Source organism: Streptomyces atratus (assembly GCF_040655115.1).
GTDB lineage: Bacteria > Actinomycetota > Actinomycetes > Streptomycetales > Streptomycetaceae > Streptomyces > Streptomyces atratus_D.
The window spans coordinates 20,433-36,189 of sequence record NZ_JBFAJH010000063.1; the positions used below are offsets into that span (position 1 = coordinate 20,433).

Below are 15,757 nucleotides of genomic sequence, written 5' to 3' on the forward strand. Positions count from 1 at the left end.
CGTGCCCGTGGGCGTCCTTGACGCCCACGGGCACGGGTTCGCAGGCGTGCGTTCGCGGCGCCGGCGTGATCCCGCCTCCTCCACGGGCCGGAACCTTCGGCAGTGACGGGGCGGTCAATTCCAATGGACCAATTGCCCCGGAGCAGCGCGTACCCCGGAAGACCATCGGGTACCTATGACCTGTTCATCCCAGTAGATACAGAATCATCCGTCAGATCCGATATCTGGAGCTCCGTATGGAACCAGCCTCCACCCCGCGGAACTGCCCGTTCGACTATGCCGAGGCCCTCGAATTCGATCCGCTGCTCAAGCAGCTGCAGAACGACGAGCCCGTCGCCCGCATCCGGCTGCCCCACGGCGACGGGGAAGCATGGCTCGTCACCGGCTACGACGACGTGCGCACGGTGACCACCGACCGGCGATTCAGCCGCAGCGCCATCATCGGCCGGAACTTCCCGCGCATGACCCCTGAACCCATCGTTCAGGACGAGGCGATCAATGTGATGGACCCACCGGCCAGCAGCCGCCTGCGCAGCCTGATCTCCAAGGGTTTCGCGCCGCGCCACATGGAACGCATGCGGGTCCGTACCCAGCACGTCGTGGATGAGCTGCTGGACCGGATGGAGGAGCACGGTTCCCCCGCCGACCTCTTCGAGCACCTCGCGGCCCCGCTGCCGCTGACCACCATCTGCGAGGTCCTCGACATTCCCGAGGGCGACCACGCGCAACTGCGCGCCCACGCGCGGACCATGATGGACGTCGGCATCGACAACCGGGACAACGCGGTACGGGCCAAGGCCGATCTCCGCGCCTACTTCGCGGAGCTGACGGCGCACCGGCGCGAGAACCCGGGCGACGACCTGATCAGCGCGCTGGCGACCGCCCGGGACGGGGACGAGCTTCTCGACGATCAAGAACTGACCGTCATGGCCATGGTCCTGCTCATCACCGGCCAGGACACCACCACGTACGAGATCGGGAACATCGCCTACACGCTGCTCACTCGGCCCAAGGAGCTGGCCATGCTGCGCGCCCGCCCCGAGATGCTCCCGCAGGCCATCGAGGAACTGCTGCGCTTCATCCCCTTCCGTAAGGGCGTCGGCATCCCCCGCGTCGCCACCGAGGACGTGGAACTGAGCGGGGTGAGGATCCGGGCGGGAGACATCGTGCACGTCTCCTACCTGACGGCCAACCGGGACGGCCGGAAGTTCGACCGGCCCGACGAGCTGGACCTGGAACGCACCGGTCCGTCCCACATGACCTTCGGCTGGGGTGGTCACCACTGTCTCGGCGCCCCGCTCGCCGCCACGGAGCTCGACGTCGCAATCGGAACCCTCCTGAAACGCTTCCCTGACCTCCGGCTGGCAAAGCCGGCCGAGGAAGTGGCCTGGAACAAGACATCGATCTGGCGTTATCCGCTCGCACTGCCCGTCGCCTGGTGACGTCGATACCGTTCCTGGGCAGTGAGCAGGAGTGAGTCCCGGCTCACCGGTACGCCCCGAACGGTCCTGGGCGCACTGGTCCTCCGCTTTCGCGTCCCGGTCGGCGACGCACATCCCGTATGCGGTCCGTCCCGGGCGGGCGGAATCCCTACGACCTGGCCATATGGGTGTGGCCAGAGGCGACGGGGAGACCCCCGACCGGCGGTCACCGGTCCGCGGGATGGGTGACCGCCGCCCCGCCGTGGGGCGTCTCCCGCCGTGGGGCGGCCCCTCGGCGGGCCGGTCGTGCACGCGCCGGGCAGTGCCGGGCCGGTCCGCCCGGCCGTGGCCAAGGACAAACACATGCCGCATCGGCCCTCGAAGGGCGGAAACCCGGAAGATTCCGGGGCTCCCGGACAGCGCGTTCCGTTCGACGTGCGACCCTCATCCGCCTGTCGTAGCGTGATCTCCAGGGCCGATCAGGGTGCGGCACATATTCATCTGCCCATACGGTGAGAATTCAGCGCACCCGTCGATCGGCCCACCCATGCCCTCCCAGGGGCATCGCATTCGGCGCCGCAACCAAAAAGTCTGTCCAGCGCCGCTCCACGCACGGTGCCGCAGTGGCTACCGTCGGCCGACACCTGCCCCGCAAACGTTCAGGCTCGGCCGTGTGGTTCATCGTCCGCTAGGAGGAGATCCATGGCGGTACTCTGCAAGCCCGCAATCGCAGTTCCCGAGTACGTCATCACCAACGACGAAACCCTCGAACTGGCACAACGACTGCACGGCGACCATCCGCAGCTCGGTCTGGTCCTCCGTCTGATCGAACACACCGGGGTTCAGAAACGACATCTGATCCAGCCGATCGAAAAGGTGCTGCAGCACCCGGGGTTCGATGCGCGCAGCGAAATCTACGAGGCGCAGACCAAGGCCCGCGTCCCTGCTGTCGTCCGCCAGGCACTGGACCAGGCAGAACTCGAGCCGTCGCAGATCGACCTGATCATCTACGTCTCCTGCACCGGCTTCATGATGCCTCCGCCGACCGCGTGGCTCATCAACACGATGGGCTTCCGGCCGGAGACGAGGCAGATGCCGATCGCCCAACTGGGCTGTGCGGCGGGTGGCGCAGCCGTCAACCGGGCCCACGACTTCTGCACGGCGTACCCCGACCGCAACGTGCTCGTCATCGCTTGCGAGTTCTGCTCGCTGTGCTACCAGCCCACCGACCTGGGCGTGGGGTCCCTGCTGTCCAACGGCTTGTTCGGCGACGGGATCGCCGCCGCCGTGGTACGGGGCAACGGCGGCACCGGAGTCCGTCTGGAACGCAACGGGTCGTACATCATCCCGGACACCGAGGAATGGATCTCCTACGCGGTCCGGTCCACGGGCTTCCACTTCCAGCTCGACAAGCGCGTGCCCGGAACCATGGAGCCCCTTGCCCCGGCCCTGAGCGCCCTCGCGGAACAGCACCAGTGGAACGCCAGCAAGCTGGACTTCTACATCATCCACGCCGGCGGTCCGCGCATCCTGGACGACCTGAGCCGCTTCCTCGACGTGCCGCCCGAAGCGTTCCGCTTCAGCCGGGCCACGCTCACCGAGTACGGCAACATCGCCAGCGCGGTGGTACTCGACGCCCTGGCCCGCATGTTCGACGAGGCGTCGACCCTCCACGGTCAGCGAGGCATCATGGCCGGCTTCGGGCCGGGCATCACCGCCGAGATCTCCCTGGGAACCTGGACCTCGGAGCCCGAGGTAGTGGGCTGAGCCGCACCACAGCACGGTGTGCGCGCCGGGCAACCTGACCGGGAAGCCCGCAACCCCACCAAACCCGGCCCCGGACCTCAAGCGCCGTCTGCAGCTTGAGGACCGGGGCCGGTCCCATGAGGTGCGCGCCCCGGCTCCCGGCCCACGGCAGATCTCGCGCGCAGATACTCAACTGCCGTCGCGCATTCAGCTCACTATCATCGCCGGATGGCTGAACTGCAGCGCCCGGACCGGATTCATACGCACCGGCGAGGTCCGGCTCGACGGGCGCCCGGGCCTTCGCTTCGTACGGGATCTGGGGGAAGTCCTTGAAGACACCGCCCCGTGAAGGACGCGACGACTCAGGGCGATCCTCCCGGTGAGACGCGGCCCAGCAGGGCCTCTTCCGGTCTCCACGCGCACTCCACCCAGAGCAGTTTCCCGCCGTGCCCCGGCAGCCCGCCGCGCAGGGGGTACGCGCCCCAGCTGTCGGCCCACAGGGTGACGAGATGCAGCCCCCGACCGCCCTCGGCAAGCGACGCCGGCGCGTTCCCGTCGCCCTGGAACGGTGGCGGGATGTCCGGGTTGGTGTCCCAGACACTGAGTCTGATCCGGTGCCGCCCGGCGTCGCGCAGCCGGAGTGAGTACGGCCCCGAGGAGTACCGGTAGGCGTTGGTGACGAGCTCGCTCGCCAACAGCTCGGCGGTGTCGATGAGATCGCCCATGCCGTGCACGCGGAGTACGGAGCGGAGGGTGGCTCGGGCGATACCCGGGGCACGGGGATCTTGCGGGAGTTGGAGGGTGTACGCCCAGGGCGGCGTTACGGTGGCCAGGACCATGGAAGTCTCCGATCACGGAGGGACGTTGGATCTCACGCATCTGGTTGCCCGGTGACGAGGCCGCTCCGTCGAGCGGGGTACTTCCGGGCGGGTGGCCTGGATCAGAGACTAGACTTTGGCAAGGATTCTTTTCGCTTTTTGACCGGAATCTTTGACGAGATCCACTCGTGTGAGTGACAGGCCAACTCAGTAGATTTCTGGGGAGAGTTCGAGATGGCAGGCAGGGCCGCCCCTACCGCGCGCCGCACCCGACTCGGCGCCGAGCTGCGCAAACTGCGCGAGCGGGCCGGGATGACCACCACGCAGGCAGCTGATCTCCTCGGCACAAGTTCGGGGCAGCTGAGCAACATCGAGGTGGCGCGATTCGGTGTGAGCGCCGACCGCGTACGCGTCATGGCCCACACCTACTCGTGCACGGACCAAGCGCTGATCGAGGCTCTCGTCGCCATAACGGGTGACCGCAAACGTGGCTGGTGGGAGGAATACCGGGATATTCTGCCGCCCAGACTCCTCGACCTCGCCGAGATTGAGCACTACGGCAGCAGCCTGCACGCAGCGCACAGCATCCACATCCCTGGGCTGCTGCAGACCGTCGATCACGCTAGGGAGATCTACCGGCAGGCAGTGCCCGAGATGTCACCGCCGGAGATCGAACACCGTGTCTCGTACCGCGTCAAACGCCAGGCGGTGCTGTACGGAGAGGGCGTCGTCCCCTATCGCGCAGTCATTCATGAGGCCGCGCTCCGAATGAGGTTCGGGGGCCCGAGTGTGGCCCGCGCCCAGCTCCAGCACCTGCTCAAGGTGAGCGAACGGACCCACGTGACGATCCGCGTGATCCCCTTCGAAGCCACGTATTACCCGGGCTCGGGCCAGTCGCTGTACTACGTACGCGGACCGGTGCCCGCACTCGATACCGCCCAGCTCGACCAGTCCCACGGCCCGGTGTTCATCGACTCCGAAGCCCAGCTGACGCAGTACCGCCTCCTGTTCGAACGGCTCGACGCAGCTGCGCTGAGCACCGAGCTATCGCGAGAACTTGTCCACAACATCGCCCGAGACCTGTGAAGGAACAGAGATGGCCGCATCCACCTGGCAGAGGTCGTCCTACTGCGCGCAGGGCGAAGCCTGCGTACACGTCGCCGCCCACGACAACACGGTCAACGTCACCGAGAGCAGCGACCCCACCGGAGCCATACTCCGCACCACCCCCACCGCCTGGGCCGCCCTTCTCCGAAGCCTCAAGGCCGGCACCCACCATGGCTGAGCAGTACATACCCGCCGACCTCACCTGGGTCCGCGCCGCCCCTGAGGGCGAGGACGGCCCCGGGCCCTGGATCGAGATCGCCTTCGGCCCGGACGGGCTCGTCCACCTGCGCGAGACCGGCGACCCGACCAACATCGTCACGACCACCCGGACGAAATGGGAGGCCTTCACCAAGGGCGTCGTGGCCGGCGAGTTCGACCACTTCGCGGAGTCGGCCGTCGAGGGCCCGGCCACCCCGGCCTGACCGCCCGGCTCCTGCCTGCCGAACTGCACGAGCCGGCCTGCTCCTCGGACGGGCAGGAGTTGCCTTCCGTTTCCGCGTGCCGGGTTCGAACCACAGAGCCCGGCGGCTTGCTGCCCCTTCGGAACTGTTCGCTGCTCGTCCTACCGACAGGCATGCGCCACGCCACGCCCCCCGTCCGCGCATTGAACTTGCTCCTGTCCGGGCACAACACAGCACATCCCCACCATCGGGCCCCGGCAGCAAGGACTGACCCATGAACCGTCTCGCGCGCTTGATCAACACCACGGACGACGTACCGGGCCGGATTCTGCACTGGAACTTCTTCATCGGCGGCCACTTGAGCGCCTCGGTGCCCGTACGTCTCGTCGACCGCACGGACGAGGGCCAGTTGGTATGGATGGAGACAGGTGCGCCCATGTGGCGCACGGAGCTCCCGGGAGGCGCACACCTCCGCGACATCGCACCGGACGACCGACCCGCCACCGGCTACCCGGTGATCCCCGACCGGTGGCCGATGGGCAGCGCCCTCTTCTATCAGCCCACCGGCGCCGCACATTCCGTTCTGTGGCTCTTCGGCCGCAGGGGAAAGTTCCGGGGTTGGTACGTGAATCTGGAGCGTCGCGTCCACCACGGCGACGACATCGACATCGCCGACCACGAGCTCGACATCAACGTCGCGCCGGACCGGTCCTGGCAGTGGAAGGACGAGGAGTCCTTCGCCGAAAAGACCGGCCATCCCGTCTACTGGTCGGCCGATGAAGCGGCGGCCATTCGCGCGGAGGGCACCAGAGTCGCACGGCTCGCCGAGGCCGGAACCTTTCCCTTTGACGGCTCCTGGTGCGACTTCCGGCCACCGAAGACCTGGACGACACCGCCCCGCCCGCCGGGCCCCCGCCGTTCCGTCCTCTGACTGACCTTCAACCCGTCTGCCCAGATGGGCGCGAGGAGGGAGCGGAGGCGGGCTTCGGCCAGGGTGGCGAGATGACAATGATTGCCCAGCGTCACCCTGCGTGATACACAGAGTAACCATACATATGTGGTCACACACCGATTCGATCCGCAGGTCAGGGCGGTCGGACCGGTCAAACGTGCGAGATCCCATGAAAGAGAGGCGCCAAGTCGTCCCACCTGGGCGGATTCATCAGCGAAGATAGAGAGCGACCCGTGCCACGTGGCAGGGGCAGTGAACTACCCAACAGGGGCGGTGACTTACATGGTCCTGGCAGCTGACACTGATAAGGGCGGTATCAGCACCATCATCAACGGCATCGCTCCCAAGTGGGGGCCGTTCGGAGCCCTGGGCAACGAAGCCAAGGTGATGATCGAGGTCGTCATGGCCGTCGCCATCCTGCTCTGCTTCGGCATCGCCATCTGGGGAGCGGCCAAGCAGCGCATCGGCGCGACGGCGTTGCGCGACACGTTCAGCGCAGAACAGGGCAAGGGCCTGATCGTTGCCGGTCTGACCGGTGTGTTCATCATCGGATCGCTGGGAACCCTGTTCACCATCGTCTACGGGATGGCCATCTAACCGTCCGTCAGCCTGCCCGGAAGGCTGCCGCCGCCCCTGTCCCGCTTCCACCCCATCCGTCCGTCGTGCCCACCGGCAGAGGTTGCGTCTCCCTGATGTCGAGTCACCACACCGCGTCCGCGCGGGAACCAGCACGGCTACCGTCGTACTACGCGGAATCGCACACGGTTGAGGGGGCCTACCCGGCATGAGTCTCGGCGACGATCACGGCTACGGCAGCGACTCGGGCTCAGGCCGTACGGACGATGGATACAGCACCCTCGGCGGAACGCGCCAGACCCGTACTCGACTCCCCGACGGCGGGGGCGGCGACGGCTACGGCGGCTCCCGTCGGCCGGCCCGCAGTTCACGGTCCCTGGTCATGGTGGTCGGCGTGGTCGTCCTGCTCATCGCGGCTATCGCCTTCGCGAACTTGGGCGGGACCGGGGGCGACAGCGCCACATCGGGCGGGAGCGGCGGCGGCAGCAAGGCGGGCTCGGCGCCGACAGCGGCGACGGGCACGAAGCCGGTGACGGGGAAGAACGGCACGATCGCGTCGGGGTTCGCGCACGATGCTCAGGGTGCGCAGAGTGCTGCAACTAATTACGCCGTAGCACTCGGTTCTGCCGACATGTTCAACGCCGCCGCACGCCGGGGGATCCTGCAAGCCACTCACGACCCGGCTGTGGTCGACCGCCTCCAAGCCGACATGGACAAGGCGTACTCCGCAAGCCTCTTCACCAATGTCGGGTTGAACGAAGACGGCAGCACACCCAGTGGACTGACGTTCGTCTCTCGGACCGTGCCTGTGGGCACCAAAGTGACCAAGCAGACCGGGGACACAGCCACCGTCGAGGTCTGGTGCACAGGCCTTGTCGGGATGGCCGGTCAAGGCTCCACCAAGCCCGTCACTGAGACCTGGTTCACCATCACCGAGAACCTGAAATGGGTCGGGAACGACTGGAAGATCGAGTCGTCGAACCAGACAGAAGGCCCGACACCGGTCAGCGGCGACAACCGGGCATCGACTGCAGACGACATCGCCGGTGCGGTTGAGCAGTACGGAGGCTTTACCTATGCCCGCTAGCCGTCGCTCCCATGCGATCTCTGTCGCGTCCGTTTTGGGAAGCGTCCCAGCCACGATCGTCCTCTTGGCGTCCCGTGCCACCGCAGCACCGAGCCCGACGCCGAGCCCATCTCCGAGTAAGAGCAACAACGCCTGCGACCTCATCGTCGGACTCGCCAAGGACTACTGCGAAAACGGCGACGCAGGCGCCCCCAAAACCACCTCCCCCGACGACGCCGCCAACGCCCTCGACCCCCTCTCCTCCCTCGCCCGCGGCTGCGCCGACGCCGCGGCCTGGATCGTCGGCAAGCTCAGCGAGGCAGTCAAAGGCACCGCGAACGTCGACTTCACCAACCCCAAGTTCCTCCAGCAGTACGCGGTCATCTTCGCCGCCTCCACCGTGCTCACCCTCGTCCTCTGGCTGCTCGCCGTCGCCAAGCGCGCCATCCGCGGCGTTCCGGTGGCCACCGCGATCTCCGAGGCTGTCGGGTTCCTCTGGCTGACCGTCCTCGCGTCCGCGTTCACGCCGCTCATCCTCTACACGGTCGTATCGGCGACCGACGGGGTCACGGACGTCATCGCGTCCTCGTCCGGCGGGCAGACCGATGTCTTCTTCGGTTCGTTCGCCGAGGCGCTGAGCAAGGGCTCCGACATCGGCGGCGGGCCGATCATGCTGATCGTCGTCTCGCTCGTGTCGATCCTCGCCGCGGGCGTGCTCTGGCTGGAACTCGTGATCCGGGCCGCCCTGCTCTACGTCGGTGCGCTGCTCGGCGTCGTCGTCTACTCGGGGCTCGTCGACAAGAACATGTGGGGTCATGTCCGCCGCTGGGCGGGCATCATGATCGCTGTGATCATGGTGAAGCCGGTCATCGTCATCGTGCTCGGACTGGCCGGCGCGCTCTCCTCCGACGGGGGACCGAACGCGTTCTCCGCCGTCGTCTCCGGGCTCGCCATCATCCTCCTGGCGATCTTCGCCTCGGCGATGATCTACCGCTTCGTCCCCGGCTTCGGCGACGAGATCCAAGGCGCCCGCACCAACCGCAAGCAGGCCACCGACGGCGCCCAGGCCGCAGCCCTGATCAGCTCCCCCGCCGCCCTCGTCTCCCAGGGCATCAAGACCCACAGCAGCCGGAGCGGCGGCGGCAACGGCGGACAGGGCGGCGGCAGGCCCGCCAACCCGGTCAGCGGCGGTGTGGCCGCGCACAGCTCCCGCAACACCGGCGGGAGCGGGGTCGGCGGCGGATCTGTCCCCTCCGCCCCGCCTCCGCCCCGCAGCGGACCGGGACCCACCTCCGGCACCCCGCACAGCAGCCGCATCAACCGGGGCGGCGGTACAGGCAATTCAGGTAACAACAGCACAGGAGGTGGAGGGCGTTGACGACCCAGTCCCATCCGGTCGCGCCCCGCCGTACGTATCTCATCGGCCGGGCCCGGCCGAACGCGATCGTCGGCAAGAACCGTGAGACCGGCGAGATCGCGCTGATCATCGTCGGCGCGTTCCTCGGCATGATGAGCGGGCTGATCGTCCCCGTCCTGTCCCTGCGGATCGTGCTGCTCACGGGCTTCCCGCTGCTGGCGCTGGCGATCGTGTACGTCCCGTACAAGCACCGCACCTTCTACAAATGGTTCGAGATCAACCGCAGCTTCAAGCGGTCCGTGCGCCGCGGCGCCACCTACCGTTCCACCGCCATGGAAGCGGGCGTACGGGGGGACGGCCGTGAGATCGAGATCGGACCGCCCCCGGGCATCGGCCGGATCAACTGGCTCGCCGCCCCCTTCGGCCCGGACGAGATCGCCGTACTGCTGCACGCCGACCGCCGCACCGTCACCGCGGCGATCGAGATCGAGGGTCCCGGTGTCGGACTCCGCGACAGCGAGGACCAGGAGGCGCTGGTCGACCGGTTCGGCACGCTGCTGAAGCATGTGGCGAACGGCGACGGCTTCGTGACCCGTATTCAGATGCTGGCCCGCACCCTGCCCGCCGACCCCGACGCGCACGCGAAGGACGTCGCCCAGCGCGGCGACAAGGCGGCCCCGGGCTGGCTGCAGGAGTCGTACGACCAGCTCCAGTCGATGGTCTCCACCTCCAGCGAACAGCACCGCGCCTACCTCGTCGCGTGCATGCACTTCAACCGCGAGCTGGCCGCCGAGGCGAACGCCATGGCCCGCGCCGCCCGCCCCCAGGCAGGCCGCAAGCTCGACCGGGACGCGGGGCTCGCCGTCGTCATGGCGCGCGAACTGACCGACATCTGCGCCCGCCTCGCCGAGGCCGACATCCGGGTGCGCCAGCCGCTCGGCCAGAGCCGGCTCGCCTCCCTCGTGCACTCGATGTACGACCCCGACCACCCCATCGACCACATCCAGGCGATGACGAAGCGCAACGCCTGGCCCGCCGAACTGGACGCGGTCGAGCCGACGTACCTGCAGGCCAAGACCCGCGAGTCGGCGACGCGCGCGCCCTGGTGCCACGCCACGGCGTGGGTGAAGGAATGGCCGATGACTCCCGTCGGCGTCAACTTCCTCGCCCCGCTCCTCGTCCACACCCCGGACGTCATCCGCACGGTCGCGGTCTGCATGGACCTCGAACCGACCGAGATCGCCATCGAGCGGATGCTCACGGAGAAGACCAACGACGAGGCCGAGGCGAGCCGTCAGGCCAAGATGAACCGAACCGTCGACCCGCGCGACATCGCCGCCCACGGCAGGCTCGACCAGCGGGGTGAAGATCTCGCGAGCGGCGCGGCCGGAGTGAATCTCGTGGGGTACATCACCGTGTCGTCGCGATCACCCGAGTCCCTCGCCCGTGACAAGCGGACGATCCGGGCCTCGGCCGGCAAGTCGTATCTGAAGCTGGAGTGGTGCGACCGCGAGCACCACCGCGCCTTTGTGAACACCCTGCCGTTCGCCACCGGCATCCGTCGCTAACCGAGAGGGCAGTCACGCCATGCGAGATCCGCTGTCCGCGTTGTCGGATGCCTTCACCTCCTTCCTCTTCGGGAAGGTGGAGACGACCAGACTGCCCGTGCGTACCTCCACCGGCCAGGCCCAGGCGGTGTACCTGCCCACCGCCGCGCCCGGTCTCGGCGACTCCGGCGTGATCATCGGCCGCGAGGTGTACTCCGGCAAGGGCTACATCTACGACCCCTTCCAGCTGTACGGGCAGCAGCTCCCCGCCCCGCACTGGCTGGTGCTCGGCGAGTCGGGCAACGGCAAGTCCGCGCTGGAGAAGACGTACGTGCTCCGCCAGCTCCGCTTCCGCGACCGCCAGGTCGTCGTCCTCGACGCCCAGGGCGAGGACGGCGTCGGCGAGTGGAACCTCATCGCCCAGGAGCTCGGCCTCACCCCCGTCCGCCTCGACCCGACCGCCGCCCTGAACGGCGGCATCCGGCTCAACCCGCTGGACCCGTCGATCACCACGACAGGCCAGCTCGCCCTGCTCCGTACGATCATCGAAGTCGCGATGGGCCACGGCCTCGACGAACGGTCCGGCTTCGCGCTGAAGGTCGCGCACGCCTACGTCAACCAGACGATCAACGAGCGGCAACCCGTACTGACCGACATCGTCGAGCAACTGCGCCACCCGGAACCCGAGTCCGCCGAGGCGATGAACGTCGACATAGACGACGTGCGCGCCTGGGGCCTCGACGTCGCCCTCGTCCTGGACCGGCTCGTCGACGGTGACCTGCGCGGCATGTTCGACGGCCCGACCTCCGCCGGCATCGACCTGGACGCACCCCTGATCGTCTTCGACCTCTCGCACATCGACCGGAACTCGATCGCGATGCCGATCCTGATGGCGATCGTCGGCGTCTGGCTGGAACACACCTGGATCAGGCCCGACCGGAAGAAGCGCATCTTCCTGGTCGAAGAGGCCTGGCACATCATCAACTCACCGTTCGTCGCCCAGCTCTTCCAGCGGCTGCTGAAGTTCGGCCGGCGGCTGGGCCTGTCGTTCGTCGCCGTCGTCCACCACCTCAGCGATGTGGTCGACGGGGCCGCGGCACGCGAGGCGGCGGCGATCCTCAAGATGGCGTCGACACGAACCATCTACGCGCAGAAGGCCGACGAGGCCAGAGCGACGGGGCGCGTCCTCGGCCTGCCCCGCTGGGCGGTCGAGATCATCCCCACCCTCACCCCCGGCATCGCGGTATGGGACGTCAACGGGAACGTGCAGGTCGTCAAACACCTGATCACCGAGGCGGAACGGCCACTGGTCTTCACCGACCGTGCGATGACCGAGTCGTCCGCGGCCGATCTGCTGCCGGAGGACGTACGGGCCGCGGAACTGGAGACCGAACAGCGCGCGGCCCGCATCGAGCACCAACATCGGCTGAACGACTCGTCCGAGTCAACGGTGGCATGACATGGCAGGGCGTACAGAGCAGCAGACCGGTCCGAGCACCGGCGGCATCCCGGACGGTCTGCTGGTCGGCCTGCTGGGCCTTCTGCTCGGGCTGGCCGTCCTGGCCTGGACGGCCACCGGTCTGTCCGGGCTGTTCGCGCACGGCGCGTGGCCGAAGGGCGTCACCTTCACGGAGACTCCGCTCGCCATGCGCCGGCTGGCGGCGGCCCCGCACGACATCCCGGCAGCCTGGCCCAATACACCCGCGGACGAGCTCTCCGGATACGGGCTGTTCTGGGGCCTGTTCATAGGCGAACTCATGGTGCTCATGGTGCTGACCGTGTTCGTGATGGGCGTGGTGGCCCGCTGGCGCGCGGTACGAGCACGCCGGCGGGAAGAGCGCCGGGAGGAGCGCTCCGAGGAGCGTTACGTGCGACACGCGGCGCACCCGAAGCGCGCGGAGCCCGCCGGGGTGGAAGTCTCCGCCCCCGCGCCGCTCCCCGCCCCCGCGGCCACTCCGGTCACCCCGGCACCGGCCACTCCGGCCACGGCCACCCCGGCACCGGCCGAATCCGCCGAGCGCCCCGCGCCCTCTCCCCTCGCCCCGGCCGTCCCCTCCCCCCGCACACCTCTCGTCGTCTACGGCCCCGCCGCCATCCGCCGGCCCACGGTCGTAGAGGCCGTCCGGGAGGCGGACGGACCTGCCCTCGTCATCACCTCGGACCCCACCGTCTGGGCGGAGACGAAGGACGCCCGCGCCAAACTCGGCCCGGTCCTCGTCTACGACCCCGGCCACCTCTGCGACACCCCGGCCCGCCTCCACTGGTCACCCACCGCCGGATGCGAACAGCCCGATACGGCAGCCGCCCGCGCCGCCGCGCTCCTCGCCCCGGTCCGGCCGCAGGCCCGTATCGACACGATGACGGCCGAGACCGCGGAGACCCTGCTCCAGTGCTGGCTGCACGCCGCCGCCATAGACGGTCGCCCGTTCCGCCAGGTCCACCGCTGGGCACTCGGCGGCAACGCCCATGAACCCGTACGCCTGCTCCGCACCCACCCCAAGGCGGCCTCCGGACTCGCCGGCCTGCTGGAGTCCTCGCTGGCCGGTCATCCCGAACGGCGTGAAATGGCGCAGGAACTGACGGTACGGGCGTTCGCCGCGCTCTCCTCGATCCACATCCGTGAGGCCTGCACACCGAACCGAGCCGATTCGCTGGTCCTGGAATCTTTTGCCGGCGAAGGGGGCACGCTTTATGTGGTCGGTGAACCCATCGAGGATCCTCGCTCCGCACCGGGCGCGATGCCCCTGCTCACCGCCCTCGCCTCACACGTGGTCGAGCACGGCCGCCGCATGGCCGCACGGTCAACCGACGGTCGGCTCGACCCACCAATGACATTGGTCCTCGACGACGTCGCGGCTGTGGCACCGCTCCCCCAACTTCCCGAACTGCTGTCGGCCGGCCAGGACCAGGGCCTGCCGACGCTCGCCCTGCTCCGCTCGAAGGAACAGGCCCGCGCCCGCTGGTCGTCCCCGCTCTAGTGCCGTGACCGGCAATGTTTGCCCCATCAGGAGCGTCGTCCGGTGCGTGCGATCGCAAGGCGGCCGGAAGTCCTTGGATGGGGTCTCCCCTGCTCGAACGGAGTTGAGAGCTTGGGGAAGGAGCTACCAGGGCTTTTGGCCAACGCGGCGAGCGTGCGTGCCGGGCGGTGCGACGGGGCAAAGCTTGCCGGGAGGGGCACTAGCCGTTGCGTGGTTGGCGTCGGCGCCGCCGGAAAGCCCACGGTCGCCCAAGACGTCAGGCCGGGCGGACGATCTCGTACTCCAGGTCCAGCGCCGCCGGATCGTCCGTCTCGGCGAGGGTCTCCCCGGTCGGTACGAAGCCGAACCGGCGGTAGAACGCACTGGCCCGCGGGTTGTTCTCGTGCACATAGAGACGCACCCGCTCGATCCTCGGCTCGCCCAGTGACCACGCCCAGTCGACCCCGACCCGGAACAGCTGGTCGGCCAGCCCGCTCCCCCGCGCCTCGGGCCGCACATAGACCCCGACCACATGGGCCTGGTGGACCTTGGCGGGTTCGCCGAACCGCAGGTTCCCGTCCGGTCGCTCGATGAGCACGCTGATCGTGCCGGCCCAACTCCCTTCGGGCGCCTCGGCGATGAACTGACGTATCTCGTCGCCACTGGACTCCGCCCCACCGGCCGCACGCCCCTGCCAGAACTCGTCGGGCTGGGCCAGACCTTGCTCGTACGTCTCCAGGAACGCCACCGGGGCTGCGGGATCCTGCAGAGCGGCGAGCCGGATGTCCTTGACCAGCGGCCATTCCTCGGCGCGTACGGGGCGAATCACATAGTCCATGCACCGATCTTGTCCGGCACCCCGTCCCCGAGCAATCGAATTCGACCTCCCGGACCCGCTCCAGCTCGTACTGTCTACTCCCGTGACAGACATGAAAGGCCTGCTCGCGGCCTATGACGAGCAGATGCGCAGCGTGCCGCCCCACCCCCCGGCAGGGGTCAGCTACGAACAGGACGGCCCCCTGACACGGACCGTCGGCCAGTTCCGCGGCTTCATCAGCGCCCCGCGCGACCTGGGCGTCCGAGGCGTCGAACTCGACGAGTTGATCGCCCGTCAGCGCGACTACTTCGCTGCGCGGGGCGAGGCGGTGGAGTGGAAGATACGGGGTCACGACCACCCGGCCGACCTCACCGACCGCCTGCGCGCCGCCGGCTTCACCGCAGAGGACGAGGAGACCATCCTCATCGGCCTCACCAAGGACATGGCATCACCACCCGTGCTCCCGGACGGCGTCGCACTCCGCCGGGTCACCGAAGCCGCGGACATGCACCGCATAGCGGTGATGGAGTCGGTGATCTGGGACCAGGACCTGAGCATGATCGGGGACGACCTGGCGGGCCGGATCGCCGCCGCACCGGACGACATCACCGTCCTGGTCGCCGAAGCCGACGGTGAGCTCGTCTCCGCAGCCTGGCTGGTCTTCAGGCCAGGAACCGAATTCGCCGGTCTGTGGGGTGGCTCCACACTCTCCGCCTGGCGAGGACGCGGCATCTATCGCGCGCTGGTCGCCGCCCGCGCCGAAATCGCGGCAGCCCGCGGAGTCAGTTATCTCCACGTGGACGCGTCCGACGACAGCGCACCGATCCTGCGCCGCCTCGGCTTTCACGCAGTCACCACGACGACCCCCTACGTGTGGTCGCCGTCGGACTGAACACGGCCCCGTGAACGCAGAAAAGCCCCGCACCAGAGGTGCGGGGCTTTCCCGGAATAATTGTTCGGCGGCGTCCTACTCTCCCACAGGGTCCCCCCTG

General features: G+C 68.4%; 15 protein-coding genes. 13 read left to right on the forward strand and 2 right to left on the reverse strand.

Annotated features, from left to right (window positions below; genetic code table 11):
- Positions 1 to 236 precede the first annotated feature (236 nt).
- Both AB0I23_RS36510 and AB0I23_RS36515 read left to right on the forward strand, forming a co-directional pair.
- On the forward strand, positions 237 to 1,442 hold the full coding sequence (locus AB0I23_RS36510) for a cytochrome P450 (protein WP_359116429.1): 1,206 nt from the start codon (positions 237 to 239) through the stop codon (positions 1,440 to 1,442).
- Positions 1,443 to 2,123: 681 nt separating this feature from the next.
- The gene (locus AB0I23_RS36515) at positions 2,124 to 3,188 is read left to right on the forward strand and encodes a type III polyketide synthase (protein ID WP_359116431.1); all 1,065 of its coding nucleotides are present in this window, start codon (positions 2,124 to 2,126) and stop codon (positions 3,186 to 3,188) included.
- Positions 3,189 to 3,529: 341 nt separating this feature from the next.
- Here AB0I23_RS36515 and AB0I23_RS36520 read toward each other — a convergent pair whose 3' ends face one another.
- Entirely contained in the window at positions 3,530 to 4,006 is a 477-nt protein-coding gene (locus AB0I23_RS36520; protein WP_359116434.1) for an ATP-binding protein, read from the reverse strand.
- A gap of 213 nt (positions 4,007 to 4,219) precedes the next feature.
- On the opposite strand from AB0I23_RS36520, the gene AB0I23_RS36525 reads away from it, so the two are divergent.
- From AB0I23_RS36525 to AB0I23_RS36570, 10 genes are all read left to right on the forward strand, one after another.
- Positions 4,220 to 5,071, forward strand: a complete 852-nt coding sequence (locus AB0I23_RS36525; protein WP_359116437.1) for a Scr1 family TA system antitoxin-like transcriptional regulator — start codon at positions 4,220 to 4,222, stop codon at positions 5,069 to 5,071.
- Positions 5,072 to 5,081: 10 nt separating this feature from the next.
- Positions 5,082 to 5,270, forward strand: coding sequence for a DUF397 domain-containing protein (locus AB0I23_RS36530; RefSeq protein ID WP_359116440.1), 189 nt, complete (start codon positions 5,082 to 5,084; stop codon positions 5,268 to 5,270).
- Positions 5,263 to 5,514 (forward strand): DUF397 domain-containing protein, encoded by a 252-nt coding sequence (locus AB0I23_RS36535; protein WP_359116442.1) that lies wholly within the window; start codon positions 5,263 to 5,265, stop codon positions 5,512 to 5,514. Before AB0I23_RS36530 ends, AB0I23_RS36535 begins: the two co-directional genes overlap by 8 nt.
- A 253-nt stretch (positions 5,515 to 5,767) precedes the next feature.
- Entirely contained in the window at positions 5,768 to 6,424 is a 657-nt protein-coding gene (locus AB0I23_RS36540; RefSeq protein ID WP_359116445.1) for a DUF402 domain-containing protein, read from the forward strand.
- 303 nt (positions 6,425 to 6,727) lie between these two features.
- Positions 6,728 to 7,042 carry a hypothetical protein gene (locus AB0I23_RS36545; RefSeq protein WP_037695745.1) on the forward strand — a complete coding sequence of 105 codons (315 nt, stop codon included), beginning with the start codon at positions 6,728 to 6,730 and terminating at the stop codon, positions 7,040 to 7,042.
- A gap of 187 nt (positions 7,043 to 7,229) precedes the next feature.
- On the forward strand, positions 7,230 to 8,108 hold the full coding sequence (locus AB0I23_RS36550) for a hypothetical protein (protein ID WP_359116448.1): 879 nt from the start codon (positions 7,230 to 7,232) through the stop codon (positions 8,106 to 8,108).
- Positions 8,098 to 9,465: a hypothetical protein gene (locus AB0I23_RS36555; RefSeq protein WP_359116451.1), complete on the forward strand. Its 1,368-nt coding sequence runs from the start codon at positions 8,098 to 8,100 to the stop codon at positions 9,463 to 9,465. Before AB0I23_RS36550 ends, AB0I23_RS36555 begins: the two co-directional genes overlap by 11 nt.
- Positions 9,462 to 11,012, forward strand: a complete 1,551-nt coding sequence (locus AB0I23_RS36560) for an SCO6880 family protein (RefSeq protein ID WP_359116454.1) — start codon at positions 9,462 to 9,464, stop codon at positions 11,010 to 11,012. The genes AB0I23_RS36555 and AB0I23_RS36560 overlap by 4 nt, the downstream gene beginning before the upstream one ends.
- Positions 11,013 to 11,031: 19 nt before the next feature.
- Positions 11,032 to 12,450, forward strand: coding sequence for an ATP-binding protein (locus tag AB0I23_RS36565; RefSeq protein WP_359116456.1), 1,419 nt, complete (start codon positions 11,032 to 11,034; stop codon positions 12,448 to 12,450).
- A 1-nt stretch (position 12,451) separates the two neighbouring features.
- A complete protein-coding gene (locus AB0I23_RS36570) occupies positions 12,452 to 13,969 on the forward strand; it encodes a type IV secretory system conjugative DNA transfer family protein (RefSeq protein ID WP_359116458.1) in 1,518 nt (505 codons plus the stop codon).
- A gap of 256 nt (positions 13,970 to 14,225) precedes the next feature.
- Here the strand turns inward: AB0I23_RS36570 and AB0I23_RS36575 are convergent, their stop codons facing one another.
- Entirely contained in the window at positions 14,226 to 14,786 is a 561-nt protein-coding gene (locus tag AB0I23_RS36575; protein WP_359116460.1) for a GNAT family N-acetyltransferase, read from the reverse strand.
- A 91-nt stretch (positions 14,787 to 14,877) separates the two neighbouring features.
- Here AB0I23_RS36575 and AB0I23_RS36580 point away from each other — a divergent pair, with 91 nt between their 5' ends.
- Positions 14,878 to 15,657, forward strand: coding sequence for a GNAT family N-acetyltransferase (locus tag AB0I23_RS36580; RefSeq protein ID WP_436847052.1), 780 nt, complete (start codon positions 14,878 to 14,880; stop codon positions 15,655 to 15,657).
- Positions 15,658 to 15,757: the final 100 nt, after the last annotated feature.

What these genes read in the sequence shown, in the direction of transcription:
- AB0I23_RS36555 (WP_359116451.1), top strand. Translation starts at nt 8,098, where the DNA reads ATGCCCGCTAGCCGTCGCTCCCATGCGATCTCTGTCGCGTCCGTTTTG.
- AB0I23_RS36565 (WP_359116456.1), top strand. Translation starts at nt 11,032, where the DNA reads ATGCGAGATCCGCTGTCCGCGTTGTCGGATGCCTTCACCTCCTTCCTC.
- AB0I23_RS36535 (WP_359116442.1), top strand. Translation starts at nt 5,263, where the DNA reads ATGGCTGAGCAGTACATACCCGCCGACCTCACCTGGGTCCGCGCCGCC.
- AB0I23_RS36570 (WP_359116458.1), top strand. Translation starts at nt 12,452, where the DNA reads ATGGCAGGGCGTACAGAGCAGCAGACCGGTCCGAGCACCGGCGGCATC.
- AB0I23_RS36515 (WP_359116431.1), top strand. Translation starts at nt 2,124, where the DNA reads ATGGCGGTACTCTGCAAGCCCGCAATCGCAGTTCCCGAGTACGTCATC.
- AB0I23_RS36580 (WP_436847052.1), top strand. Translation starts at nt 14,878, where the DNA reads ATGAAAGGCCTGCTCGCGGCCTATGACGAGCAGATGCGCAGCGTGCCG.
- AB0I23_RS36540 (WP_359116445.1), top strand. Translation starts at nt 5,768, where the DNA reads ATGAACCGTCTCGCGCGCTTGATCAACACCACGGACGACGTACCGGGC.
- AB0I23_RS36545 (WP_037695745.1), top strand. Translation starts at nt 6,728, where the DNA reads ATGGTCCTGGCAGCTGACACTGATAAGGGCGGTATCAGCACCATCATC.
- AB0I23_RS36575 (WP_359116460.1), bottom strand. Translation starts at nt 14,786, where the DNA reads ATGGACTATGTGATTCGCCCCGTACGCGCCGAGGAATGGCCGCTGGTC.
- AB0I23_RS36510 (WP_359116429.1), top strand. Translation starts at nt 237, where the DNA reads ATGGAACCAGCCTCCACCCCGCGGAACTGCCCGTTCGACTATGCCGAG.
- AB0I23_RS36520 (WP_359116434.1), bottom strand. Translation starts at nt 4,006, where the DNA reads ATGGTCCTGGCCACCGTAACGCCGCCCTGGGCGTACACCCTCCAACTC.
- AB0I23_RS36530 (WP_359116440.1), top strand. Translation starts at nt 5,082, where the DNA reads ATGGCCGCATCCACCTGGCAGAGGTCGTCCTACTGCGCGCAGGGCGAA.
- AB0I23_RS36525 (WP_359116437.1), top strand. Translation starts at nt 4,220, where the DNA reads ATGGCAGGCAGGGCCGCCCCTACCGCGCGCCGCACCCGACTCGGCGCC.
- AB0I23_RS36550 (WP_359116448.1), top strand. Translation starts at nt 7,230, where the DNA reads ATGAGTCTCGGCGACGATCACGGCTACGGCAGCGACTCGGGCTCAGGC.